Origin of the sequence: Alloalcanivorax sp. (genome assembly GCF_964221125.1) — a bacterium.
Lineage (GTDB): Bacteria > Pseudomonadota > Gammaproteobacteria > Pseudomonadales > Alcanivoracaceae > Alloalcanivorax > Alloalcanivorax venustensis.
This window is the reverse complement of sequence record NZ_CAXPXK010000082.1, coordinates 61,184-86,395: the sequence shown is the minus strand read 5'-3', so window position 1 is coordinate 86,395 and position 25,212 is coordinate 61,184. Positions and strand designations below refer to the sequence as shown.

The window sequence follows — 25,212 nt, the reverse complement described above, 5'->3', positions numbered from 1 at the left end:
CAATCCCGATCAAGGTAACGTTCATGTGGGCACCTCTTGTAGTCGATTGGTTTTGGTAACTCAATCTTGGCGCATCGTGACGCCGTATTGGCAAGAGGTGTCCATCTCATCATCCCTGTAGGCTCGGATTTGGCCATCCCTGGCCAAATACGGTCCTGGGCAGCCCTGCCCGGCACCTCGCTGATGCGAAGCGGCCACCGCCACGGGTCAGACTGACCGTGTCCAAAAAGCCGTCCGGCCCATTCTACAAAGCTCGGGTTGTGGGAGCGGGCCTTGCCCGCGAAAGGGAGCGAAGCTCCCGGCAAAGGTTGCCCCGCAGGATGCCAGAGACTTTTCTAGCTTCAGCGCCAACAGCCTCTCTGGAATCCTGCCGGCCGGCAAGCCGGCCTTTCGCTTGCAAGGCAAGCTCCCACAACCCGAGCTTCGTAGAATGGTCCTGGCGGTGATTTGGACCCGTGGCGGTACCGCTGCCTAGTGAGCGGGGCAATGGTGGTGCCTGGAGGGAGCTGTTTGGCCAGGGAGGGCCAAACTAACAGCGGCCAGGGGTGAGGCAAGCGTGTTGCGAAGCACTGCTTCGCGCGCCGCCGAACGCCGCCCATCTGTGATGGGTGGCCGGGCCCGCTTGCGGGGCTTGAGCGGTCCCGGAAGGCACCACCATTGCACCGCGTCTCGGATACGGAGCATCGAACACCGGAATAGCAAAGGCCGCCGCCACTCCGCTGGAAGAAAGGGTCATTGCGCCATCGAAAGTCCGGACTTACGGTAAATGCCTCCTTTTTCGACGCGAGCGGCACCATGGACTATCTGCGCACCCCGGACACCTGTTTCGAGAACCTGCCCGGCTATCCCTGGGCGCCCCACTACGCCCAGGTCGACGACGGCGAAGGCCACGAGATGCGCATGCATTACCTGGACGAAGGCGAGCGCGACGCCCCGGTGGTGTTGATGCTGCACGGCGAGCCGTCCTGGAGTTACCTCTACCGGCACATGATCGAGCCGGTGGTGGCCGCCGGCTACCGGGTGATCGCGCCGGACCTGATCGGCTTCGGTCGCTCCGACAAGCCGGTGAACCGCGAGGACTACACCTACAACCGGCACGTGGGCTGGGTGCGCAGCCTGCTGCTGGATCACCTGGACCTGCGCGACATCACCCTGATCTGCCAGGACTGGGGCGGCCTGATCGGGTTGCGCCTGGTGGGCAATCACCCCGAGCGGTTCGCCCGGGTGATCGCCGCCAACACCTTCCTGCCGGACGGCGAGCACGATCCCGGCGAGGCGTTCCGGAAGTGGCGGGACTTTTCCCAGACAGTGCCGGAGTTCCCGGTGAGCATGATCATCCAGGGCGCCACCACCACGGAACTGCCGGCGGCGGTGCTGGCTGCGTATGACGCCCCCTTCCCGGAAGAGCGCTACAAGGCCGGCGCCCGCCAGTTCCCGGCCCTGGTGCCCGACCGCCCGGACGCGCCGGGCGCCGCCGAGAACCGTGAAGCCTGGCAATCGCTGATGGCGTTCGACAAGCCGTTCATCACGGCCTTCAGCGACAAGGACCCGATCACCGCCGGCGCCGACGCGGTGCTGCGCAAGCTGATCCCCGGTTGCCAGGGCCAGCCCCACACCACCATCGAGAACGGCGGCCACTTTCTGCAGGAAGACCAGGGCGAAGCCCTGGCCCGGGTGCTTACTGACCTCGCACGCGGCGCTTGATCGGCGAGGCGAACTGCAGAATCAGAAAGTTGATCAGCGACAGCACGATGGCGATCTCGTAACGGTTGAACGCCACCGACACGCCAATGGCGCCGGTATTCCACATGCTGGCGGCCGTGGCGGTACCGGTCACATTGGCGCCTTCCTTGAGAATGGCGCCGCCGCCGATAAAGCCCATGCCGGTGATGATGCCGTACATCACCCGCGCCTGGGCGCCGTCGTCACCGCCGAACATTTGCAGCCCCACCAGCATGTAGCCGCAGGCGGCCACCGCCACCAGCGGGAAGGTGCGCAGCCCGGCCCCTTCGGCCCGGTGTTCCCGGTTCCAGGCCACCGGCAGCGCGATCAGGAACGCCATGCCGAGCTGTACCAGGTGGGTCAGTATCTGATGCCAATCGAGAGTGTCCATAGCCGTCGTTGTCCTTCTAAGCCGCCCTTCAAATAAAATTCACTATACCGTTATAAGCTTGACGCTTTGCTCACGCATGGTTTCCCCGGGTTTTATTTATTTTTATGGGGAAAAACATGAAAAAGATGCCTTTCTCGCTGGCCGCCGGCCTGCTGGCGGCCACGCTGGCCGGCTGCGGCGGCGACTCATCCAGTTCCGACAATACCTCCGGCGACGGTAACGGCAACAACACACCGCCCGCCACCGCCTCGACCCTGAAAATCGGCCTGCTGCCGGACACCCAGGGCGGCGGCGACAACGTTTCCATGCACCCGATGAAAGCGGTGCTCGACAAAGAGCAGGACCTGGGCGTGGACATCGTGATCCCGGTGGGCGACCTCACCGACCACGGCACCACCCGTGAATTCGAACAGTGGACCTCGGTGGCGGAAAGCTACCGCGACGCCGGCATCGAATTCCTGCCGCTGATGGGCAACCACGAAGACAGCTACGCCTACTCGGTGGAATGGATTGAGAACATGAAGCACTACATCCCCGAGGATGCGGTGCACATGGCCGGCGCCCAGTACCTGAACTACTACGTGATCCGCGACAACGTGATGATCATCCTGCTCAAGTACTACAACCTGCCGATCGCCTTTGAGTGGATCAAGCAGGAAGTGGCGGCCAACGAAGGCAAGTTCGACCACCTGGTGATCGCCAGCCACGACGGTCTGATCGGCGCCAAGTACGGCGAAACCCGGGAAATGATCGTCGAAGGCACCAAGGGCGACAACGCCCTGATGGACATGTGGGACGACATCCGCGCTTTCTTCGCCCGCTACGACGTGCTCTGGGTGCAGGGCCACGAACACATGTACCAGCGCTCCGTGGTCACCGCGCCGATCTGGGTCGACCCCTCGTCCTGGACCACCGCAGACGGCAACTACCGCCTGCCGCAGTACACCCAGATCATGTCCGGCAACGCCTCCTATAAAGGCTACGAGTTCCGCTACGGCGAACGGGAACTGGTGCAGCGCATCGTGCAGCAGAAGATGAACACCCGCAGCAACGGCTCACCGGCCTATGACGCCAATGCCTCGGTGCTCACCTTCCACGGCGACCGGGTGGATTACGAGTCCTGGTTCGTGGAGCACACCATCGGCAGCAACGAGGACGGCGTCAAGGAACTGGCCGACCCGCAATGGAAGCTGCTGGACCGCTTCACCCGCACCAAGAACCGCTGCGAGCGGCTGGTCTACCCCAACTCCATCCCCGAGGGCACCCGCCCGGTGATGTACCTGGACGCCAGCTACGTCAGCAACGACTGCACCGGCGACGACGGCAGCGTGGCGCGCATGGTGGCCGGCACCAACGACACCTTCAACCGGGTGGAAAGCCGCACCCGCGACATGGGCGTGACCCCCGGCTTCAGCCGCGCCGAGACGGTTACCGACCTGATGCGCCTGGGCTACCAGTTCCTGTTCCAGTACCACCAGCCCTGGACCCCCAACCTGAACGGTGAAAACCGTCTGGTACCGCTGAACGACACCGAAGTGGAAATCCCGGAAACCACCATCGACCTGAAAGAGCTGGTCACCATGAGCTGGCAGCAGAGCGACGGGGAAACCGCTTCCGACATCCTCATCATCAGCGGCACCCAGAACCAGACCGGCACCTACTCCAGCGCCTATGGCGCGGTGAAGGACATCGAAACCATGGTCGGCCTGCCCGGCAGCCAGCCCGACGGCACCGCCAAGCAGCCGCACACCCTGCCCGCCGGCGCCAGCAAGGACTGGGACCTGGCCACCGCCGTCGCCGACGCCTACGCGCTCACCTTTGACGCCCCGGAAGGCAGCGACGTGGACAGCCTGAACCTGGGCGTGCGCACCGCCGAGGGCTGGCAGCCCCTGGCCAGCGCCGACTGTCTGGTGGAAGGCCCGTTCGACGGCGGCTACCTGAGCACCCCGCCGACGCGTCCCGACGCCTGCGCGGACCAGCCCCTGGTCGGCATCGACCCGGACCACGGCCGCCGCTTCTGGGCCGTCCTGCAACAGGACGCCGAACTCGCCCTGCTGCGCCGCTAACCACCCCCCGCCCGCCCCGTTTCAGGGGCGGGCTTCCCCGGCCGCCCACAAATAACACTCGTACCCAGCCCCACAATCCGTTAGGCTTGCCCGCCCTTCGGGCTACGCCCTCCTTGTTTTCTGAAAGACTCTTCATATGGATTTTGCTTCCCTCGGATTGATCGATCCTCTGCTGCGTGCTGTTGCCGAGCAGGGTTACACCACCCCGTCGCCGATTCAGGCCCAGGCGATACCCGCCGTCCTGGAAGGCCGCGACGCCATGGCCGCCGCCCAGACCGGCACCGGCAAGACCGCCGGCTTTACCCTGCCGCTGCTGCAGCGCCTCAGTGAAGGCACCCCCGCGCCGGCCCGCCAGGTGCGCGCCCTGGTGCTCACCCCCACCCGCGAGCTGGCCGCCCAGGTGGCGGAGAGCGTCGCCCTGTACGGCAAGTACCTGCCGGCAATGCGCTCGGCGGTGGTGTTCGGCGGGGTCAAGATCAACCCGCAGATCGACAAGCTCAGCCGTGGCGTGGACGTCCTGGTGGCGACCCCCGGCCGGCTGCTGGATCTCTATCAGCAGAAAGCGGTGCGCTTCGACAACCTGGAAATCCTGGTGCTCGACGAAGCGGACCGGATGCTGGACATGGGCTTCATCCATGACATCCGCCGCATCCTCAAGGTGCTGCCGCAGAAGCGTCAGACCCTGATGTTCTCGGCCACCTTCTCCAACGAGATTCGCGGCCTGGCCAAGACCCTGGTCAACGACCCGGTGCAGATCGACGTGAGCCCGCGCAACAGCACCGCCGAGCGCGTGCGCCAGTGGGCGGTGTCGGTGGACAAGAGCCACAAGGCCGCCCTGCTCACCCACCTGATCGACGACGAGCAGTGGTTCCAGGTGCTGGTGTTCACGCGCACCAAGCACGGCGCCAACCGCCTCGCCAAACAGCTGGAAAGCGCCGGCATCCAGGCCGCCGCCATCCACGGCAACAAGAGCCAGGGCGCCCGCACCCGGGCCCTGGCCGGCTTCAAGAACGGCGACGTGCGCGCCCTGGTGGCCACCGACATCGCCGCCCGCGGCCTGGACATCGACCAGCTGCCCCAGGTGGTCAACTTCGACCTGCCCAACGTGGCCGAAGACTACGTGCACCGCATCGGTCGCACCGGCCGCGCCGGCGCCAGCGGCCAGGCGGTCTCCCTGGTCAGCGGCGAGGACCGCAAGCTGCTCAAGGACATCGAGCGGCTGATCAAAAAGCCCCTGGAACGCAAGGAAGTGACCGGCTTCGACGCCAGCAAAGCGGCCCCCGAACCGGCCGACGACCGCCCGCCCCGGCCGCCCCAGCGCCCCCGTGGCGGAGGCGGCGGCCGCCCCGGCGGCAACAAGCCCGGCGGCGGTCGCCGCTCCGGTAGCGGCCAGCGCTCCGGCGGTGGCGGCCGCCCGGCCGGCGCCGGCAACGGCTCCGGCCGCCCCAACCAGGGCGGCCGCGCCCGCCGCTCCGGCGGCGGCAACCGCGGCGCCTGAACCTCGCGCGAGGAGGGTTGGCGGCTCCGTAGCCCGGTGCGGACTCTCTGGAGGGAAAACACCGCCGCCCCCTACCTCCTTCGTCGAATAGCCTCCCCGCCCGCTTCGTGGTTGTATGAGCCTGAGCGCCCCTTTGGGCGCGGCGAATAACAACAAGCAGCGACGACGGCGAGGAGCGGAGCATGAGTTACGCGGAAGCCTACCAGCGGGCGCGGCAAGACGCCGACGGCTTCTGGGCCGAGCAGGCCCGGGCCGTGGCCTGGTACCAGGCCCCCACCCGCATTCTGGACACCCTGCAGGACGGCACCCACCGCTGGTTCGGCGACGGCGTGCTCAACACCAGCTACCTGGCGCTGGACCATCAGATCGAACAGGGCCGCGGCGAGCAGCTGGCGCTGATCCACGATTCCCCGGTCACCGCCAGCCAGCAGCATTTCACCTTTAACCAGCTGAGGGACCGGGTGGCGGAACTGGCCGGCGCCCTGGCGCGGCTGGGCGTGGGCAAGGGCGACGGCGTGGTGATCTATCTGCCGATGGTGCCGGAAGCGGCCATCGCCATGCTCGCCTGCGCGCGGTTGGGCGCGGTGCATTCGGTGGTGTTCGGCGGTTTCGCCGCCCACGAGCTGGCGATCCGCGTGGACGATGCCAAGCCCAAGGTGGTGCTGACCGCCTCCTGCGGCATCGAAATCGACCGGGTGATTCCCTACATGCCGCTGGTCAGCGGCGCCCTCAAGCAGGCGGCGCACCGGGTCGAGGCGGTGCTGGTGCTGCAGCGGGACGCCGGCCCGGCGGACCTGACCGGCACCGGCTTCAAGGACTGGCGGGCGGAAGTCACCGGCAGCGAGCCGGCGGCGCCGGTGCCGGTGAACGCCGCCGACCCGCTGTACATCATGTACACCTCCGGCACCACCGGAAAACCCAAGGGCATCGTGCGCGACAACGGCGGCCACGCGGTGGCGCTGCTGTACGCGCTGCGTCAGGTGTACGGTATGCGCGCCGGGGAAGTCTGGTGGGGCTGCTCGGACGTGGGCTGGGTGGTGGGCCACTCGTTCATCGTCTACGCGCCGCTGCTGGGCGGCTGCACCACGGTGATGTTCGAGGGCAAGCCGGTGAAGACACCGGACGCCGGCGCCTACTGGCGGGTGGTGCAGGAACACGGCGTGCATGGCCTGTTCGCGGCGCCCACCGCGTTCCGGGCGATCCGCAAGGAAGACCCGGACGGCGAAGCGTTCAAGCGCTACGACGTGAGCAGCCTTCGGCATCTGTTCGTGGCCGGCGAAAAGCTGGATACCCCCACCTATCAATGGCTCAGCGAGCTCACCGGCCGGCCGGTCTACGACCACTGGTGGCAAACCGAGACCGGCTGGCCGGTGACCGCGCCCTGCACCGGCCTCGGCCAGACCGAGGTGCGTGGCGGCTCCACCAATCGGCCGGTGCCCGGCTACCAGGTAGAAGTGCTGGACGCCAACAGCCAGCCGCTGGGCCCGGATGAGGAAGGCGCCATCGTGCTGCGCCTGCCGCTGCCGCCGGGCTGCGCCCAGACCCTGTGGAACGACCACCCCCGCTATCTGGACGCCTATCTGAACACCCACCCCGGCTACTACCACACCGGCGACGGCGGCTATCTGGACGCCGACGGCTTCGTCTACATCATGGGCCGCACCGACGATGTGATTAACGTCTCCGGCCACCGGCTCTCCACCGGGGTGATGGAGGAGCACATCGCCACCCACCCGGCGGTGGCGGAATCCGCGGTGGTGGGCATGCACGACGAGCTGTGCGGCGAAGTGCCGGTGGGCCTGGTGGTGCTCAAGGACGGCGCCGACATCGACGAGCCGCGCCTGGAGCAGGAACTGGTGGCGCTGATCCGCGACCAGGTAGGCGCCGTGGCCCGCTTCCGCCGTGCCCTGGTGGTGCAGCGCCTGCCCAAGACACGCTCCGGCAAGACCCTGCGCGCCGCCCTGCGCAAGATGGCCAACGGCCGCGACTTCCCGCTACCCTCCACCATCGACGACCCGGCGATTCTCGATGAGATCGCCGCCGTGCTGAGCCGCGACGGCCTGGTGGCGACGCCGGGCAAACCCCAATAAGCAAGGAGCACGTCATGGCGCTGAAGAAAAGTGTCTCGGAACTGGTGGCCGCCGCCGAAGCGCGCATTGAGCGCCTGACGCCGGAGCAAGCGCGGCAACTACTGGACGACCCGGACGTGCGCTTCGTGGACATCCGCGACGTGCGCGAACTGAAACGGGAAGGCACCGTGCCCGGCGCCCTGCACGCGCCCCGCGGCATGCTGGAATTCTGGGTCGACCCGGATTCCCCCTACCACAAAGCCGACTTCGCCAGCGGCCAGCGCTTCGTGCTGTTCTGCGCCCTCGGCCACCGCTCCGCCCTCGCCACCGCCCAGCTCATGGACATGGGGTTTGGGCCGGTTTGTGACATTGAAGGAGGCTTTGAAGCGTGGCGTGGTGCGGGCGGGAAGATCGAGGGGAAGAGTTAATAGTTAACAGTGAATAGTTAATAGCGAAAACACCGTTTCAGAGAGGCCTGGCGCACAGACGACGGCACCGAACATCGCTGCTACGCTTTGTTTTCGCTGTTAACTGTTAACTATTAACTGTTAACTGCCTCTTCTGCGGCAGTCGGCGCGGACCTCTTCAAGGCCGCGCCGCGCGATCAGGCCGTTTTGGAAGGCGTGCTGGGCCATCTCCAGGCTGTCCTTGGCGAGGATCATCTGGCAGCCGCTTTGCGCCACGCGGTCGGCGAGCGCCTGGATCGCCTGATCGCGGTCCTCGCCTTGATGCACGTGGCGGATATAGATGGTGTGGATGCGGCCCGGGTAGCGGGCCACCAGGTCGGCGTACACTTCCGGGTCGTGCTGGCCGCTGTCGCCGATCAGGACGAACGGCAGCTGCTGGTAGAGCGACAGCATGCGCTCGATCAGCATCGCCTTGTGGTCCTTGGCGCGGATCGGCAGGGGCCGCTGGAAGGTGACGCCCCACTCGCGCAGGAACAGCACCGGCCCGTGGGGAATGTGGTTGAGGCGGAAGAACTCCACCAGCACGTCGTAGATGCTCCAGGGGCCCCGCGATACATACAGCATGGGCCGGCGGCGCTCGCCGCTTTCGCCGTGGAACAACGCCCGATAAAAGGCGGACACGCCCGGAAAGGCGGTGCGGTGGCGGGCCTTGGCGATAAACAGCTGGTACATCATGGTCAGCTTGCTGGCGACGCCGGTGTAGATCACCGTGTCGTCGATGTCGCTGACCACCGCCAGGTCCACCTCACGGGGCGGAATATAGATCTCGGCGGTGGCGGCCACGCTGCGTTCGGCGCGCCGGGCCGCGGCTTTCTCCGAGGCGGGCAACAATTCCAGCCGCGCCTGCTGCCAGAAGGCGCCGTCCGGCAGCGGTTCCTCGATCGGCAGTTGCACGCTGAAATAGCCGTCCCGGTCGGTGGTGACGCAGGCGTGGGCGTCGCCCACGGTGACCGCCACCCGGGCGTCGCGGATGCCCCAGCGGGCGGTGCGGCGGGCGATGTTCACCAGGTCGTCGAGCGGGCCCTCGCCCAGCTTGAGCCCCAGGCCCGGCTGCCGGAACACGCGCCCCATCAGGAACACTGCTTCCCGGGAGCCGTAGCCCCGGTAGGTCTGAATCACCTGGCCGCCACGGCTGCCGACGCGCCGCGCCGGGCGCGCCAGAAAACGCAGCATTTTGCGCAAGCCGCGATACACGGCCCGCGGCGACGGCAAGATCATGATCCGGTCCTTATCAGGCGATCGGCGGTTCGCCGGTGAGCCCCGGCCCGCGCTCGATGTCCGAGGTGAATACTTCCAGATTCTGCGCCACTTCGCGCACTTCCTCGAAGCGGGCGATGTGGTACAGGGCTTCCCCTTCGTTGACCAGCGGCAGGTTGTTGCGGCCAACCAGAATGCCGGCGCACGGCGATTCGATGGTCACGTCCTCGCCACCGAACGGGCTGGAAATACGGCCGATCAGCTGGCCTTTGCGCAGCCAGGCGCCGAGCGCCACCAGCGGCAGGAAGACACCGTCGCGCTCGGCGCGCACCCAGCTCGACGAACGGGCGATGTGCGGCTCCATGGGCGCGCGGGTGCGGCGAGGGCCGGTCATGCGCAGATGGTGCATGATGTTCAGCACCCCTTTGACGCCGGCGCGGATCGAGCTTTCGTCGAAGCGCAGCGCTTCGCCGGCTTCGTAGGTGATCACCGGAATGCCCTGGGCCTCGGCCACTTCGCGCAGGGTACCCTCACCGAGCACCGAATTGATCACCACCGGCACGCCGAAAGCGGCGGCCATGGCGGCGGTGTCGTCGTTGGACAGGTCGGCGCGAATCTGCGGCAGGTTGGCGCGATGGATGGCGCCGGTGTGCAGGTCCACCGCGTGGGTGGCGCGGTCGAGCACCTGGGTCTTGAACTGCCAGGCCATGCGCGCGCCCAGGCTGCCGGTTTCCGAACCGGGGAACGAGCGGTTGAGATCGCGGCGGTCGGGCAGATAACGGGTCTTGTGAATAAAGCCGAACACATTGACCACCGGCACCGCCAGCAAGGTGCCGTTAAGCCGGTTGAGCGAGGAATGGCGCAGCAGCCGACGAATAATTTCCACGCCGTTCAGCTCATCACCGTGGATCGCCGCGCTCACCAGCAGCACCGGCCCCGGCCGCCGCCCATGAATCACATGAATCGGCACGTTCAACGGCGTCTGCGTATAAAGCTGCGCCAGCGGCAATTCCACCTTGACCCGGGTACCCGGCATCACCCGCGTGCCGTTCAACTCAAACGGCGCCGCCTTCTCTTCCTGTTTGTTCTTGCGGTTACTGCTCGTCATCACTCACCGGATTCTTGTTTTAGCTGTTAACTATTCACTATTAACCGTTAACTCTTAACTACCCCTTCGCCCCTTTCGTCTGGGTACGATGCGGCCGAGCATGACTCTCAATAAACTTCACCACCATCCCGGCCACGTCTTTGTTGGTGGCCGCTTCAATGCCTTCCAGCCCCGGCGAGGAATTTACTTCCATCACCAGTGCGCCGTGGTGGGAGCGCAGAATGTCCACGCCGGCCACGTTGAGGCCCATGATGCGCGCCGCGCGTACCGCGGTGGCGCGTTCTTCCGGGGTAATGCGGATCAGGCTGGCGGTACCGCCACGGTGCAGGTTGGACCGGAACTCGCCGGGCAGCGCCTGGCGCTTCATGGCGGCGATCACCTTGCCACCCACCACGAAACAGCGGATGTCGGCGCCGCCGGCTTCCTTGATGTATTCCTGCACCATCACCGAGACGTTCAGGCCCATGAAGGCCTCGATCACCGATTCCGCCGCCTTGCGGGTTTCCGCCAGCACCACGCCGATGCCCTGGGTGCCTTCCAGCATTTTGATCACCCGCGGCGCGCCGCCGACCATGTTGATCAGGTCGGGGATGTCGTCCGGTGAGTGGGCGAAGCCGGTCACCGGCAGGCCCACGCCCTTGCGGGACAGCAGCTGCAGGGAGCGCAGCTTGTCCCGGGAGCGGGAAATCGCCACCGATTCGTTGACCGGGAACACGCCCATCATTTCAAACTGGCGCAGCACCGCGGTGCCGTACTGGGTCACGGACGCACCGATACGCGGGATCACCGCATCGAAGCCTTCCAGCACCTGGCCTTTGAAATGAATCTCCGGCTTGTGGGAGACCATGCTCATATAGCAGCGCAGGGTGTCGATCACGTGCATTTCGTGACCGGCGTCCTCGCCCGCCTGAACCAGACGGCGCGTGGAATAGAGGTGCTTGTTCCGGGACAGAATCGCTATCTTCATGGTTGATGCTCGTTGCCACCGAGTAAAAATGAAGCCTGGGGATGCACCACCAACTGATCCATGGCGGTACGCCCGAGCAACATGCGAAATTTCATGGTGTCACGGTCGGTGAGGGTCATCTCCACCGGCCAGCGGCGCCCGCCCACGGCGAGCAGGGTCTTGATCACCGGGCGTTCTTCCCGGTGACCGCCGGAATCCGTCACCACACGACGGTCCAGCAGGGGCGCTTCGCATTCCCGGGACTGGTCGGAATCCTGAAACGGATGAATGCTGAAACGGATCCATTCGCGCCCGTCACGCTGGAAACTTTTCACTTCGAAGGCGTGCAGCGCCGAGGTGCGCGCGCCGGTATCCACCTTCATCTTGATCGCCTTGATCCCCAGATCGGGCAAGCTGGCCCATTCCCGCCAGCCCACGGTGGTTTTGTTCATGCGCTTGCTCTTTTGCCAGGAAGCCTTTGGACAACAAAAAACCCCGCCGCGCACCCGGCACGCCGACTTTTCGGCAGAGTACACAGGGACGCCCGGCGGGGCCAGACAATAGCGTAAATTTTACCGGCGGGCCGCGCCCGCCGGGCGCTTCAGGGGGTCAACCAGTTTTCCAGTATACGCCCTTCACGGACCCGCTGCGGGTGATCCCCCACATCCAGCCGGGCCACTTCCTGGCCGCTGCTGTAGGAGAACACGGACATCTGGTCGGTGCCGCTCCAGGAGATATAGCAGTGCTCACCGTCCTCGCTGGTGGTCACCCAGTAGGGCTTCTCGCCGATGCCTGTGAAGATGGTGTATTCGAAGGTCTCCCGGGAGACGATCGCCACATAGTCGCTCATGGTGCCGGCCACGCACAGGGTGCTCTGGTCGCCGCTCAGCGCGATGCCGTGGTGGGCGGAATCGTTCACGTACTTCTCGCGGGGCAGATTGGGCACCAGGTTGGGCAGGTGCGCCAGACGGGTGATGCGGTCTTCCTGCATGTCGTACTCCAGGAAGCCGTGGAAGAACGACACCTGGAAGTAGAAATAGCGCTCATCGTGGGTATGCGCCATCGGTCGGATCGCCGGGCTCAGGTCGGTGTAGCCGGCTTCGTCCAGCTTTTCACGCAGGTCGAACCGCTCGATGATCTCGAAGGTCTCCGCCTCGACGATCTGGAACAGGCGCTCGCCCTTGGTCAGGCGCTTGACCACCCGGCCCCGGTCCAGCGGCGTGAAAACCTGGCCGATGGCGGCGTGGAAGATGCGCTCGCCGTCCTCGGAGTAGATGTTCTCATGGGGGGAATCCCCGGACGGGAAATTGCCCACCTCTTCGCCGGTGGCCACGTCCAGCACATGCACCACGCCGCCGGTGGAGGCGGACACCGCCACATGCTTGCCGTCCGGCGAGATCGCCATATGGTCGGAGCGGTAGCCGTCCACCTGGAAGCGCCACACCACTTCGCCGGTGATCACGTCCAGCGCCACCACATCCGCGAAGCTGGGCCGCGACACCACCAGCAGGCGGCCGTTGTTGGAGCTGTACATGTCGTCCACGTATTGGTGGTTGCCCTCGCCGATCAGCAGGCGCACGCCCTGGAAGAACAGCAGACGCACCGGGTTCAGGTAGATCTCGGTCATGCGCTGGCTTTTATCGGGGATCGCGTTGATGGTGCCGAGCGGCTCATAGGTCTCCGCGTCGATCACGTTGACCGTGCCTTCCCAGTTATTGCCGACGAAGATCACGTCGCGGGTCTGGTCGGAGAACTCGGGCGGCGAGAACAGATTGAACGGCCAGCCGGCCGCCACCGGCGCGGCCACCAGCATCAGCGCCAGGCAGAGCCCGGCCCGTGCGGCTGAAAACGAAGGAACAGGGAGCGTCGCCATGGTCCACCTTTCTGTTGTTGTGATTCGAAGGAATGCCTTAATCGGTACCTTCGTACAAGAACGGAAAGGTTTCCATTGACGATGTGTAACAGCGGACCCCGGCCGGGGCCCGCCGATCGGGGACGATCAGGACAGTTTGCGGCCGTTTTTGGCGGCGATGCGCAGGCGCAGGGCGTTGAGCTTGATAAAGCCTTCCGCGTCTTTCTGGTCGTAGGCGCCGGCATCGTCCTCGAACGTGGCGATGGAGGCGTCGAACAGGCTGTCGTTCTCGGAGCGGCGGCCGACCACGGTGGCGGCGCCTTTATACAGTTTCATGCGCACTTCGCCGTTGACGTTCTCCTGGGTGGCGTCGATCAGCTTCTGCAGCGCCAGGCGCTCCGGGGACCACCAGTAGCCGTTGTACAGCAGCTCGGCGTACTTGGGCATCACCGAGTCCTTCAGGTGGGCGGATTCGCGGTCCAGGGTCAGCGACTCGATGGCGCGGTGCGCGGGCAGCATGATGGTGCCGCCGGGGGTTTCGTAGCAGCCCCGCGACTTCATGCCCACATAGCGGTTCTCGACGATGTCGAGACGGCCGATGCCGTTGTCGCCGCCCAGCTTGTTGAGCTTGCTGAGGATCTCGGCGGCGCTCAGGCGTTCGCCGTCGATCGCCACGATGTCACCCTTCTCATAGGTCAGGGTCACGTAGGTGGGCTTGTCCGGCGCCGCTTCCGGGCTGACGCTCCAGCGCCACATGTCTTCCTCCGCTTCCCACCACGGATCTTCCAGGTTGCCGCCCTCATAGGAGATGTGCAGCAGGTTGGCGTCCATGGAGTACGGGGATTTCTTCTTCTTGCTGGTGAAGTCCACCGGGATCTCGTGGTCCTCGCAGAACTGCATCAGCTTCTCGCGGGAGTTCAGGTCCCACTCGCGCCAGGGCGCGATCACCTGGATGCCCGGGGCCAGCGCGTAGGCGCCCAGCTCGAAGCGCACCTGATCGTTGCCCTTGCCGGTGGCGCCGTGGGAGATGGCGTCGGCGCCGGTCTCGGCGGCGATCTCCACCAGGCGCTTGGCGATCAGCGGCCGGGCGATGGAGGTGCCGAGCAGGTACTCGCCCTCGTAGATGGCGTTGGCGCGGAACATCGGGAACACATAGTCGCGCACGAACTCTTCGCGCAGGTCCTCGATATAGATTTCCTTCACGCCCATCGCCTTGGCCTTGGCGCGGGCCGGTTCCACTTCCTCGCCCTGACCGATATCAGCGGTGAAGGTGACCACTTCGCAGTTGTAGGTTTCCTGCAACCACTTGACGATCACGGAGGTATCCAGGCCACCGGAATAGGCCAGCACCACCTTGTTGATATCAGACATGCGTCACTCCAAGAACTCGCGATTAGAAAGGCGCGTATTGTACCCGCGCCCGTCCGCCGCCGTCACCTGTCCCAAGGTGCGGTTATCGGGTAGCATGTCGACCGCTGACTGGAGAGAGCATGACTAATCAACACCCGTCCCTGGCCCTGCGCTTCCGCGGCTTCCTGCCGGTGGTGGTGGACGTTGAAACCGGGGGCTTCGACGCCCGCAACGACGCCCTGCTGGAAATCGCCGCGGTACTGCTGGACATGGACGCCCGCGGCCACCTGCGCCCGTCGACCCGTGTGCACTTCCACGTCGACCCCTTTCCCGGCGCCAATATCGAGCAGGCGGCGCTGGATTTCACCGGCATCGACCCCAACAACCCGCTGCGCGGCGCGGTGGGCGAGCTGACCGCCCTCAAGGGCGTGTTCGAGCCGGTGCGCAAGGCGGTCAAGGCGCACGGCTGCAACCGGGCGGTGCTGGTCGGGCACAACAGCTTCTTCGACCAGGGCTTTCTCAACGCCGCCAGCGAGCGCGCCGACATCAAGCGCAACCCGTTTCATCCATTTTCCAGCTTCGATACCGCCACCCTGGCCGGGCTGGTGTACGGGCAGACCGTGCTGGCCAAGGCCTGCGAAGCGGCCGGCATCCCCTTCAATCAGCGCGACGCCCACTCCGCGCTGTACGACGCCACCCGCACCGCCGAGCTGTTCTGCTCCATGGTCAACCGCTTCCGCGACCTGGGCGGCTGGCCGCCGCCGCCGGCCGGCGAGATGCCGCCGACCCTGGCCCGCGCGCTGGATTAGGGGTCTCTCGGATCCTGCCGGGAGCTCCCGCTCCCTTTCGCGGGCGGGGCCCGCTCCCACAAGGACCGCTCCCACAAGCCTCGCTCAAGCACACACAAAAAAAGGGCGCCGAGAAGGCGCCCTTTTTTATCGTCGCTGAGAGCTGAGAGTTACAGCTTCTCGGCGTTCTCGGACAGGTAGGAAGCAACGCCGGCCGGGTTGTCCTGCATGCCCTGGTCGCCTTTCTGCCAGCCTGCGGGGCACACTTCACCGTGCTCCTCGTGGAACTGCAGGGCGTCAACCAGACGTACCAGCTCGTCGATGTTACGACCCAGGGGCAGGTCGTTGATCAGCTGGCTGCGTACCACGCCTTTGTTGTCGATCAGGAAGGCACCGCGGAACGCCATGCCGCCTTCGGATTCGACATCGTAGGCCTGGGAGATCTGGTGGTTCATGTCCGCGGCCATGGTGTATTTCACCGGACCGATACCGCCGTCGTTGATGGCGGTGTTGCGCCAGGCGTTGTGGGTGAAGTGGCTGTCGATGGACACGCTGATCACTTCCACGCCGCGCTCTTTGAATGCGTCCATGCGGTGATCCAGGGCGATCAGTTCGGACGGGCACACAAAGGTGAAGTCCAGCGGATAGAAGAACACCAGGCCGTATTTGCCCTTGATGGCCTCGGAAAGGGTGAATTCATCCACAATGCTGCCGTCACCCAGGACGGCGGGAACCGTAAAATCAGGTGCGGGTTTACCTACCAGTACGCCCATGTTTTTCCTCTCTGCGTTGAATCAATGTTGAAGACATCTTCGCACATCCGGCGGCGGCGTCTTGACGCCACCTTTGCACGCCTATCATGGGAATCCCGTGCCAGGATTCAACAGGCCGGCCCATTGGCAATGATTGGCAAAACCAATGGGCCGTCGGCGTCGGTTCAGGCGTCGCCTTCCACGGCGGCGCTTTCCACCAACTCCTTGAGCTGACCGGAGCGGTACATTTCCATGATGATGTCGCACCCGCCGACCAGCTCACCGCTCACCCACAGCTGCGGGTAAGTGGGCCAGTTGGCGTATTCCTTCAGGCTCTGCCGGATTTCCGGCGCTTCCAGAATGTTCACGTAGGCAAAGGGTTTGCCGACGCTGGTCATGGCTTCCACCACCTGGGCGGAGAAGCCACATTGGGGAAACTGAGGTGTGCCCTTGATGTAGACGAGCACCGGATTTTTCGCGATCTGGTCCTTGATGACCTGAATCACATCATCCATAGAAACCACCTGCCTGCTGATAGTGAAAGGCGCCAGTATAACACCGACGCCCGGTTTTCTGCTGTATCCGCAGACAGTGGGGGCAACGCCGGCCGGTTTCAACCGGTGCGGCGCGCCAGCCGCATCAGAAACCCACCCGCACGCCCATGTAGGCGGTACGCGGGCTGTTGGGACGGGCGCCGTCCGGGGAACGGGCGACGATTTCCTGGTCGTCGAACAGGTTGTCCACCTTGGCGTACACCTCCACGTTGCTGCGCAGATAGTAGGACGCCGCCAGATCCACCACCAGATAGTCGTCGGTGCTGCGGAAAGCGGGCCCGTTGGAACGGTCGCAGGTGTTGTCCACGCACACCTCGTCCACATAGGTGGTGGTCAGGTAGGCGCCCCACTGGGCGGGACGCTCCAGGCCCAGGGTCAGGCTGAGCTGGTTTTCCGGCAGGTACGGCAGCACGTCGCCGTCCTGCACGCTCAGGTCGTCGGCGGTCTCGGTGATTTCACCGTCGGTGTAGGTGTAGGCCAGGCGCACCGGCGCGGTGAGGCCGTTGCCCTGCCACAGGCGGCTGTTGAGGCCCAGCTCCAGCCCCTGCACCTGGGACTCACCGAAACTCTGCGAGCCGATGGTGTCGCCGTTGGGGCACGGCGCCGCCACCGAGCAGTTGTTGACGGTGTTCTCGTAGTCACTGAAGAAGGCGATGGCGTCGGCGCTGAACGGGCCGCTCCAGTAGCGCACGCCGGCCTCGTAGTTGACGCTTTTCTCCGGATCGGTGCCCTCGGCGGAAGACGCGCCGGGGGGCGCGAAACCCTGGTGCACGCCGGCCAGCAGCGCCCAGTGGTCGTCCAGCAGCCAGGTGGCGCCCAGGCCGGCCATCAGCTCGTCGACCTGATTGTCGACCCGCTGGCTGACCACGCTGCGGCCCGGGTCGGCATAGCGCTTGGCTTCGCTTTCCACGTCCTCGTAGCGCAGCGAGGCGGTCAGCAGCAGCTGGTCGAGGCGGATGTGATCCACCATCCAGGCGGAGAAGGCGTCCGCTTCCTCGATGCGGTTATCGCCGCCGGTGGGCTCGATGTAGCCGCTGCGCACCAGGCTGCCGTTCTGCTGCTCGAACACCTCGATCGGCTGGTAGCGGTCCACTTCGTCCTGATGGAAGCGCACGCCGGCGACCAGATCGTGGCGCACCGAGCCCCATTCAAAGCCGTGGGACAGCTCGGTCTGTATGCCTTCGGAGGTGTACTCGCGGTTGTTGTTCTTGAGACGCACGTCGGCCACGTCCTGGTCGCCGTCGAGGATCGCCTGGGCGTTGGCGTCGCCGTTGTTGGCGTCCTCGATCAGGTCACCGATGCTCTGGCCGCCGGCGCTGGCCACCTTGAACCAGTTGCGCTGGAACTTGTTGCGGTAGAGGGCGGTTTCCAGGCTGGTGTCGCTGCCCAGCACCAGGTGATGCCGCAGGGCCACGCCGTCATGGTCGTTGTCCATCTGGTCAAAGGCGCTGAGCCCGTAACGGCGGTTGGCGTCATCACTGAAATCACGGTCGGTGAGGCCCAGGTAGCTGTGGTTGGACACCTCGCTGGAATGCGACAGCTTGAGTTCCAGGGCCTGCTTCACATCGGCGGTGTCGGGGCTGGTCCAGCGCAGCTTGGCCACGTAGTCCTGCTTGTCAAAGCCGGTGTCCCGGTTGGAGCGGTCCACATCCTTGAAGCCGTCGCTGCTCTGCTGGTGGGTCTCCAGCAGGAAGCCCCACTGCCCTTCGCTGGCGCCGTACCAGACGTGGCCGCGCTGATGGCGGTCCTCGCCGGCCTCCAGCTGCACCATGCCGGCCTCATCGGTGGGGATCGGCGTGGACAGCACATTAAGCGCACCGCCCACGGTAAAGGGCCCGTAACGCAGGGTGTCCGGGCCCTTCAGCACCTCCACGCCGTGGAAACGGCCGGCGCTGGGGAAGTAATACGCCGCCGGTGCCGCGTAGGGCGCGGGGGCGATGGGAATGCCGTCTTCCATCACGGTGATGCGGTCACTGCGGTTGGTGCCGGTGCCGCGAATACCGATATTCGGCCGCAGGCCGTAGCCCTCTTCTTCCTGCACATAGACACCGGGCACATCGCGCAGCATGCGGTGCACGTCGGTGTATTCCTTCTTCTCCAGGTCTTCGCTGGACAGCACATGGGCCGAGCCGGACAGGCTGAAGGTGTCCTCGTTGGAGCCGATGATGTCCACGGAGGGCAACCGGTTGGTGTCGGCGGCCAGGGTTTCGGCAAACAACAGGGCGGAGGCACCGCCAAGGGCGCAGAGCGCCAGGGGGGCATTGCGTCGTTTCATCATTATGGTTCCTGCGACGTGTATGTTTTGTAAGTCGCGGAGAACAATAATGAAAACGATTCTCACTAACAGCTAAGTGACTTTACCTATCTCACGTTTTTTTTGTTCGTTTTCGGTAAGGCCGTAGCCGCCACCGCCCGGCGACGCCAGTAGCAGGCGGTCGCCGGGGCGGGCGTGGCCGGTGAATTTGGGCGGCAGGGCCTCGCCGTTCAGGCGGTTCTCGCCGGCGGCGCCGGGCCCGCCCCCTGCCAGCCCCCAGGGCCGGTGGCGGCGCCGCTCGGTGAGCAGGGTAAAGCTGGCGGGGGCGAGAAATTCCAGCTCCCGCTCGATGCCGTCGCCGCCCCGGTGGGCGCCCTCGCCGCCGCTGCCCCGGCGCAGCGCATAGCGGCGCACCCGCAGCGGATAGTGCTCTTCCAAGCTTTCGATGGGTGTGTTCAGGGTGTTGGTCATATGGCTGTGCACCGCCGCCAGGCCGTCGCCGTGGCGGTGGGCGCCCATGCCGCCGGCCATGGTTTCGTAGTAATCCCAGGGCCGCGCGCCGTTCTCGCCGCTCTCCCCCATCGCCAGGTTGTTCATGGTGCCCTGGCTGGCGGCGGGAATTTCGCCCGGCAACGCCTGGGCCAGGGCCCCCAGCACCACGTCGACGATCCGCGAGCTGGTCTCCACGTTGCCGGCGGCCACCGCGCCCGGGCGGCGCGCGTTGACCAGGCTGCCCACCGGCGCCGACAACGCGATCGGCCGGAACAGGCCGGCGCAGGACAGCGCGTCGTCCGGCAGCAGGCAGCGGAAACAGTAGTAGGCGGCGGCCGCCGCCACCGACAGCGGGCAGTTGATATTGCCGCTCACCTGGTCGGCGGTGCCGGTGAAGTCCAGCTCGGCGCCGTCCCCCTGTACCCGCAGGGTGACCACCAGCGGGATGTCGAACAGCCCCTGGCCGTCGTCGTCCATCACGTCGCTGAAGCGGTACTCGCCGTCGGCCAGGTCCGCCAGTCGCTGGCGCATGCGCCGCTCGCCATAGGTGTTGAGGGCGTCCAGGGACGCGCGCAGCGTCTCCAGGCCGCGCTCGCCGATCAGCGCCGCCAGCCGCCGGGCGCCCGCCTCGCAGGCACTGGCCTGGGCGGCGAAATCGGCGAACCGGGGCACGTCCAGGGGCAGCTCGTCGCCCTCGCCGAGCCCCGCCAGCCGGCGGCTCAACGGCAGCTGCCAATCGCCTTCGCGCTTGAGCCACTGCGGGGCGATCACCAGCCCCTCCTCGTCCAGGGTCCTGGACACCGGCATGGAGCCGGGGCTGTGCGCGCCGATATTGGCGTGGTGGGCCCGGGTCACGGTGAAGGCGGCCAGCCGCTCGCCGGCGAACACCGGCGCTACCACCGTCACGTCGGGCAAATGGGTGCCGCCCAGGTAGGGGTCGTTGACCACCAGGAGGTCGCCGGGGCGCCAGTCGCGGCCTTCCACCAGGTCCGCCATGGCGTAGGCCATGGAGCCCAGGTGCACGGGAATGTGCGCGGCCTGGGCGCAGAGGCCGCCGGCGGCGTCGAAGATGGCGCAGGAAAAATCCAGCCGGTCCTTGATGTTGGGCGACAGCGCGCTGGCGCGCAGCAAGGCGCCCATCTCGTCACAAATACCCGCCAGGCGGTTGGCGAAAATACTCAGCTGTACCGGGTCCATGACTTCCCCCTGAAAATGCGGTTCACCGATCAGGATACAGGATACCGGCGCGGGAATTGCGTCCCCGCGCCGGCCTCAGTATTATTCAGGGTCCACGCGGCAGCCTCGGCTGCCGTTTTTTGTTTGTAAGCGTTCTTCATCGACCTACAGCGCCAAAGACCATGAGCGAGCAGTTTCTGATCCCCACCTACGCCCGTCAGCCGGTGAGCTTCGAGCGCGGCGAAGGGGTATGGCTATACGATGCCGACGGCAACCGTTTTATGGACGCCGTGTCCGGCGTCGCCGTGTGCAACCTCGGCCACGCCCATCCGGCGGTGACCCGCACCCTGGCGGATCAGGCCGCGCAACTGGTGCACACCTCCAACCTGTACCGGATACCGGCCCAGGAAAAACTGGCCGCGCGCCTGTGCGCGCTGAGCGGTATGGAGAAGGTGTTCTTCTCCAATTCCGGCGCCGAAGCCAACGAGGCGGCGATCAAGCTGGCGCGTCTGCACGGCCACCACCGGGGCAGCGACACGCCGCGCATTCTGGTGATGGAGAACAGCTTCCACGGCCGTACCCTGGCGACCCTGTCCGCCACCGGCAACCGCAAGGTGCAGAAAGGCTTCGAGCCGCTGGTGGAAGGCTTCCAGCACCTGCCCTACAACGACCTGGCGGCGGTGGAAGCCGCCGCGGCCGGCGACCAGGCCGGCCACATCGCCGCCGTGCTGGTGGAGCCGGTGCAGGGCGAAGGCGGGGTCAACGTGCCCGACGACGGCTACCTGCGCGGCCTGCGTGAGTTGTGCGACCGCCACGGCTGGTTGTTGATGCTGGATGAAATCCAGACCGGCAACGGCCGCACCGGCAGCTATTTCGCGTGCCAGGGCGACGGCGTGCGGCCCGACGTGCTGACCACCGCCAAGGGCCTGGGCAACGGCTTCCCGATCGGCGCCTGTCTGGTGAGCGGCGCCGCATCGGCGCTGTTCGGGCCGGGCAGCCACGGCAGCACGTTCGGCGGCAACCCGCTGGGCTGCGCCACCGCGCTGACCGTGGTGGAGACGCTCAGCGACCAGGTGATCCCGGCGGTCGACGCCAAGGGCGAGACCCTGCGCGCGGCGCTGCGCGACCGGCTGGCCGACGTGCCGCTGGTCACCGGCGTGCGCGGCCGCGGGCTGATGATCGGCGTGCAGCTCGACCGCGACTGCGGCGAACTGGTGGGCCGGGCCCGCGAGGCGGACCTGCTGATCAACGTCACCGCCGGCTCGGTGGTGCGGCTGTTGCCGCCCCTGGTGATCAACGACGACGAACTCCGTTTCTTGGTGGACACCCTGGCCCAGGTGATCCGCGACTTTGCCCGTGATCAGGAGAACCCATGAGCAGCCCGCGTCACTTTCTCACTCTGATGGACCTTACGCCCAAGGAGCTGGGGTATCTGATACAGCGCGCCGTGGAGCTGAAAACCATGCTGCACACCGGGCAGTTCCACGAGCCCCTGCGCGGCAAGACCCTGGGCATGATTTTCGAGAAATCCTCCACCCGTACCCGGGTGTCGTTCGAGGTGGCGATGACCCAGTTCGGCGGCGCCAGCGTGTTCCTGTCACCGCGCGACACCCAGCTGGGGCGCGGTGAACCGGTGGAGGATTCCGCCCGGGTGCTGTCGCGGATGGTGGACGCGGTGATGATCCGCACCTTCGACCACGACACCGTGGAGGCCTTCGCCGCCCACTCGCGGGTGCCGGTGATCAACGCCCTCACCGACCAGTTCCACCCCTGCCAGCTGCTCGCCGACATGCAGACCTACGTCGAGCACCGCGGCAGCATCGCCGGTAAAACGGTGACCTGGGTGGGCGACGGCAACAACATGTGCGCCAGCTACATCAACGCCGCCGAGCAGTTCGATTTCCAGCTGGTGGTGTGCTGCCCGGAGGGCTTCGAGCCGCCGGCGGACCTGGTGGACGCGTTCTCACACCGGGTCACCCTGCAGCGCGACCCCGCCGAGGCGGTCAAAGGCGCCCATCTGGTGGTCACCGACGTGTGGGCCTCCATGGGCCAGGAAGACGAGCAGGCCGACCGCATCAAGCGGTTCTCAGAGTATCAGGTGAACCCGGCACTGATGGACCGGGCCGACCCGGAGGCGCTGTTCATGCACTGCCTGCCCGCCCACCGGGGCGAGGAAGTCAGCCACGACATGCTCGACGATCCGCGCGCGGTGGTCTGGGATGAGGCGGAAAACCGGCTGCACGCGCAGAAGGCGCTGCTGGAGTTCCTGCTCACCGGGACGCATTAAGGGTTATTGGTCCTCGCGGCAGACCCGGTTGCGGCCGCCGGTCTTGGCCCGGTACAGGGCGCGGTCGGCGCGGCCCAGCAGCTGGTCCACGGTTTCCTGGCCCCGGTAGCTGGCCACCCCCGCCGACAGGCTCACCGCCGGCGGCCCGCGGCGGTCCTCGAAGCTGCGCGCCGCCCAGCTTTCACGCAGTCGCTCGGCCACCAGCTCGGCGCCGGCCAGGTCGCTCTGCGGCAGCACCAGAATGAATTCCTCGCCGCCCAAACGGGCCAGATAATCCCCTTCGCGCAGATTGTCCAGGGTGTGCTCGGCGAACTGGCGCAGCACCCGGTCGCCCATGTCGTGGCCGTACTCGTCGTTGATGCGCTTGAAATGGTCCAGGTCCACGTAGCACACCGAGAACGGGTAAATCTGGTTGTCCGCCAGCGCCTTCTGGTGCTCCAGCACTTCCAGAATATGGCGGCGGTTGAACAGCCCGGTGAGATCATCGCGGATCGCCAGGTCACGGACCTGTTCCAGGGCGTCCGCCAGCGCCTGGTTCTTTACCGCCAGGCTGCGCCGCAGGCCGTTCACGCCGCTGCCGGTCACCGCGAAGCTCAGCGCCACCAGGGTAAAGATCAGCCACTGCAGCAGCTCCAGACTCAGGCTCAGCCGCAGGCCACGCGTCGCCAGCGCCAGGGCCAGCATCAGCGCGTAGCCAACGCTGGCCAGCAGCGCCAGCGACAGCAGCGAGCGGGCGCCGAGCCGGAACGACACCAGTAGCAACAGCGGGAAGAACAGAATCATGGCGCTGATGCGCGCCTCGTTCATGGGAAACGCGGCGATCAGAAAGGCGATCACCAGGCCCAGGGCCATCGGCACGGAGAGGCTGGATTCCCGCCATTCCAGGGTGGCGCCGGTTTCGATCAGCAGCAGATACACCACCGTGATCACCGCCAGCGCGCCGAGCAGCAGGCTCACGTAGAGCCCGCCGGCGTCCAGCGTGCCCCACAGCCACAGCGCCACCACCAGCAGCGCATGAAACAGCGCCACCGCCGCCAGGGACCGACCGTGGCGAAGCAGCAGACGCCGCTCACTGACCGTCAGCCGGCGCGCCCGGCGCCAATAACGGCTGTTCACGGTGGACCCGCCGTGATGATCCGATCGCGGCCGGCGGCCTTGGCCTGATAAAGAAGACGGTCGGCGCGCACCAGCACCTCGTCCGGGCTTTCGCCGTGCCCGACCACGGTGAGCCCCACCGAGGCGGTCACTTCCAGCGCCGGCGCGGCCATGAAGCGCTGGGCGCGCAACGCGCTCATCAGGCGCTCCACGCTGGTGAGCGCCTGCTCCATGTCCATCACCGGCAGCATGATCAGAAACTCCTCGCCGCCCAGCCGCGCGGCCATGTCCTTGTCGCCCAGGTAGCGGCGGGTGAGCTCGGCGAACCGCACCAGCACCTGGTCACCGAACAGATGCCCGTGGCGGTCGTTGATGCGCTTGAAGTGGTCCAGGTCGACGAACCCCACCGCCAGCAGAAACGCCCCGCGGCGGGCCTGGCCGCAGGCCTTGGCGAGCAGCTCCATGGCGTGGCGGCGGCTGTACAGGCCGGTGAGCTCGTCCTTCACTGCCAGGTCCTGGATCCGCTCGAGCAGCTCGGCGAGCTGGCCGTTACGCTCGCGCAGCCGCAAACGAATGGTGGTGATCTCGCTGGCCAGTAGCACCATGGCCAGGGTGACCAGGGAAAACAACAGCCACTGGCCCGCCTCCAGCAACGGCTGCGCCAGGTCGCCACGGGCGTTCAGGTAGAGCAATACCAGGGCGTAGCCGGCCACCGCCAGGGCGGCGGCCCGCGCCACCTGCCGGCGGCGCACGCGGAACACGCCCTGGTGCAGGATGGCGAAGAAGAACGCCATCACCGCCAGGCGGCCCTGATCCAGGTAGAGCGCGGACGCCAGTAGAGTGAGGATGCACCAGATCATCACCGGCTCGGTCATCGCCGGGTTGTTCAGCCGCCGGTTCAGGCCGGTGCGGGCGAACAGCAGCAGGCCCAGGTGGCCGGCCCAGATGGTGCCGAACAGGGCGTAAAAGACCGTGGCGCCGCCCCGGAAGAACCCCCATTGCAGGATCAGCCAGCACACCAGGGTGTGCGCGGCGCCGCCCATCAGCAACGAAAACGCCAGGCGGCGCAAACGCAACGCCTGGCGTCGATCGGTGACTGTGGCAAGCCGTCCGTGCATGCGATCCTTCCCCAAGGTCGTCTTCTTATG

21 protein-coding genes are annotated in these 25,212 nt (G+C 66.2%); 8 read left to right on the top strand and 13 right to left on the bottom strand.

Annotated features, from left to right (window positions below; genetic code table 11):
* Positions 1-795: 795 nt before the first annotated feature.
* Complete coding sequence (locus ACEQZD_RS10125) at positions 796-1,704, top strand: haloalkane dehalogenase (RefSeq protein WP_335629878.1); 909 nt, start codon at positions 796-798, stop codon at positions 1,702-1,704.
* Here ACEQZD_RS10125 and ACEQZD_RS10120 read toward each other — a convergent pair.
* Complete coding sequence (locus tag ACEQZD_RS10120; protein WP_214011987.1) at positions 1,679-2,113, bottom strand: MgtC/SapB family protein; 435 nt, start codon at positions 2,111-2,113, stop codon at positions 1,679-1,681. The genes ACEQZD_RS10125 and ACEQZD_RS10120 overlap by 26 nt on opposite strands.
* 116 nt (positions 2,114-2,229) lie before the next feature.
* On the opposite strand from ACEQZD_RS10120, the gene ACEQZD_RS10115 reads away from it, so the two are divergent.
* The 4 genes from ACEQZD_RS10115 to ACEQZD_RS10100 all read left to right on the top strand — a co-directional run bounded on the left by ACEQZD_RS10115 (position 2,230) and on the right by ACEQZD_RS10100 (position 8,174).
* Complete coding sequence (locus ACEQZD_RS10115; RefSeq protein WP_335629879.1) at positions 2,230-4,179, top strand: metallophosphoesterase; 1,950 nt, start codon at positions 2,230-2,232, stop codon at positions 4,177-4,179.
* 136 nt (positions 4,180-4,315) lie between these two features.
* Positions 4,316-5,677 (top strand): DEAD/DEAH box helicase, encoded by a 1,362-nt coding sequence (locus tag ACEQZD_RS10110; RefSeq protein ID WP_370185252.1) that lies wholly within the window; start codon positions 4,316-4,318, stop codon positions 5,675-5,677.
* Between the two features lie 182 nt (positions 5,678-5,859).
* Entirely contained in the window at positions 5,860-7,767 is a 1,908-nt protein-coding gene (locus ACEQZD_RS10105; RefSeq protein WP_370185250.1) for an AMP-binding protein, read from the top strand.
* A gap of 14 nt (positions 7,768-7,781) precedes the next feature.
* Positions 7,782-8,174, top strand: a complete 393-nt coding sequence (locus ACEQZD_RS10100) for a rhodanese-like domain-containing protein (protein WP_370185248.1) — start codon at positions 7,782-7,784, stop codon at positions 8,172-8,174.
* Between the two features lie 120 nt (positions 8,175-8,294).
* On the opposite strand, the gene ACEQZD_RS10095 is transcribed toward ACEQZD_RS10100, so the two are convergent.
* The 6 genes from ACEQZD_RS10095 to ACEQZD_RS10070 all read right to left on the bottom strand — a co-directional run bounded on the left by ACEQZD_RS10095 (position 8,295) and on the right by ACEQZD_RS10070 (position 14,687).
* Positions 8,295-9,431 (bottom strand): App1 family protein, encoded by a 1,137-nt coding sequence (locus tag ACEQZD_RS10095; RefSeq protein WP_370185246.1) that lies wholly within the window; start codon positions 9,429-9,431, stop codon positions 8,295-8,297.
* 13 nt (positions 9,432-9,444) lie between these two features.
* On the bottom strand, positions 9,445-10,518 hold the full coding sequence (locus ACEQZD_RS10090; RefSeq protein WP_370185245.1) for a succinylglutamate desuccinylase/aspartoacylase family protein: 1,074 nt from the start codon (positions 10,516-10,518) through the stop codon (positions 9,445-9,447).
* Between the two features lie 58 nt (positions 10,519-10,576).
* The gene (gene rimK, locus ACEQZD_RS10085; protein WP_370185243.1) at positions 10,577-11,485 is read right to left on the bottom strand and encodes a 30S ribosomal protein S6--L-glutamate ligase; all 909 of its coding nucleotides are present in this window, start codon (positions 11,483-11,485) and stop codon (positions 10,577-10,579) included.
* Entirely contained in the window at positions 11,482-11,916 is a 435-nt protein-coding gene (locus tag ACEQZD_RS10080) for an ATP-dependent zinc protease (RefSeq protein WP_370185241.1), read from the bottom strand. The genes rimK and ACEQZD_RS10080 overlap by 4 nt, the downstream gene beginning before the upstream one ends.
* A gap of 149 nt (positions 11,917-12,065) precedes the next feature.
* Entirely contained in the window at positions 12,066-13,337 is a 1,272-nt protein-coding gene (locus ACEQZD_RS10075; RefSeq protein ID WP_370185239.1) for a serine/threonine protein kinase, read from the bottom strand.
* A 126-nt stretch (positions 13,338-13,463) separates the two neighbouring features.
* Entirely contained in the window at positions 13,464-14,687 is a 1,224-nt protein-coding gene (locus ACEQZD_RS10070; RefSeq protein ID WP_335629875.1) for an argininosuccinate synthase, read from the bottom strand.
* A gap of 119 nt (positions 14,688-14,806) precedes the next feature.
* Between ACEQZD_RS10070 and rnt the strand changes: the two genes are divergently transcribed.
* Positions 14,807-15,475: a ribonuclease T gene (rnt, locus tag ACEQZD_RS10065; protein WP_142948733.1), complete on the top strand. Its 669-nt coding sequence runs from the start codon at positions 14,807-14,809 to the stop codon at positions 15,473-15,475.
* Between the two features lie 149 nt (positions 15,476-15,624).
* Here rnt and ACEQZD_RS10060 read toward each other — a convergent pair whose 3' ends face one another.
* From ACEQZD_RS10060 to ACEQZD_RS10045, 4 genes are all read right to left on the bottom strand, one after another.
* Complete coding sequence (locus ACEQZD_RS10060; RefSeq protein ID WP_067604846.1) at positions 15,625-16,227, bottom strand: peroxiredoxin; 603 nt, start codon at positions 16,225-16,227, stop codon at positions 15,625-15,627.
* A 164-nt stretch (positions 16,228-16,391) separates the two neighbouring features.
* Entirely contained in the window at positions 16,392-16,721 is a 330-nt protein-coding gene (gene grxD, locus ACEQZD_RS10055; RefSeq protein WP_067604848.1) for a Grx4 family monothiol glutaredoxin, read from the bottom strand.
* A 124-nt stretch (positions 16,722-16,845) separates the two neighbouring features.
* A complete protein-coding gene (locus ACEQZD_RS10050) occupies positions 16,846-19,035 on the bottom strand; it encodes a TonB-dependent receptor family protein (protein WP_370233525.1) in 2,190 nt (729 codons plus the stop codon).
* Between the two features lie 72 nt (positions 19,036-19,107).
* On the bottom strand, positions 19,108-20,703 hold the full coding sequence (locus ACEQZD_RS10045; RefSeq protein WP_370185234.1) for a hydantoinase B/oxoprolinase family protein: 1,596 nt from the start codon (positions 20,701-20,703) through the stop codon (positions 19,108-19,110).
* A gap of 161 nt (positions 20,704-20,864) precedes the next feature.
* On the opposite strand from ACEQZD_RS10045, the gene ACEQZD_RS10040 reads away from it, so the two are divergent.
* The gene (locus tag ACEQZD_RS10040; RefSeq protein ID WP_370185232.1) at positions 20,865-22,058 is read left to right on the top strand and encodes an aspartate aminotransferase family protein; all 1,194 of its coding nucleotides are present in this window, start codon (positions 20,865-20,867) and stop codon (positions 22,056-22,058) included.
* The gene (argF, locus tag ACEQZD_RS10035; protein ID WP_142948737.1) at positions 22,055-22,969 is read left to right on the top strand and encodes an ornithine carbamoyltransferase; all 915 of its coding nucleotides are present in this window, start codon (positions 22,055-22,057) and stop codon (positions 22,967-22,969) included. The genes ACEQZD_RS10040 and argF overlap by 4 nt, the downstream gene beginning before the upstream one ends.
* Positions 22,970-22,972: 3 nt before the next feature.
* Here the strand turns inward: argF and ACEQZD_RS10030 are convergent, their stop codons facing one another.
* Together ACEQZD_RS10030 and ACEQZD_RS10025 are read right to left on the bottom strand one after the other, a co-directional pair.
* On the bottom strand, positions 22,973-24,085 hold the full coding sequence (locus tag ACEQZD_RS10030; protein WP_194856083.1) for a diguanylate cyclase: 1,113 nt from the start codon (positions 24,083-24,085) through the stop codon (positions 22,973-22,975).
* Positions 24,082-25,182, bottom strand: a complete 1,101-nt coding sequence (locus ACEQZD_RS10025) for a diguanylate cyclase (protein ID WP_142948739.1) — start codon at positions 25,180-25,182, stop codon at positions 24,082-24,084. Before ACEQZD_RS10025 ends, ACEQZD_RS10030 begins: the two co-directional genes overlap by 4 nt.
* Positions 25,183-25,212: the final 30 nt, after the last annotated feature.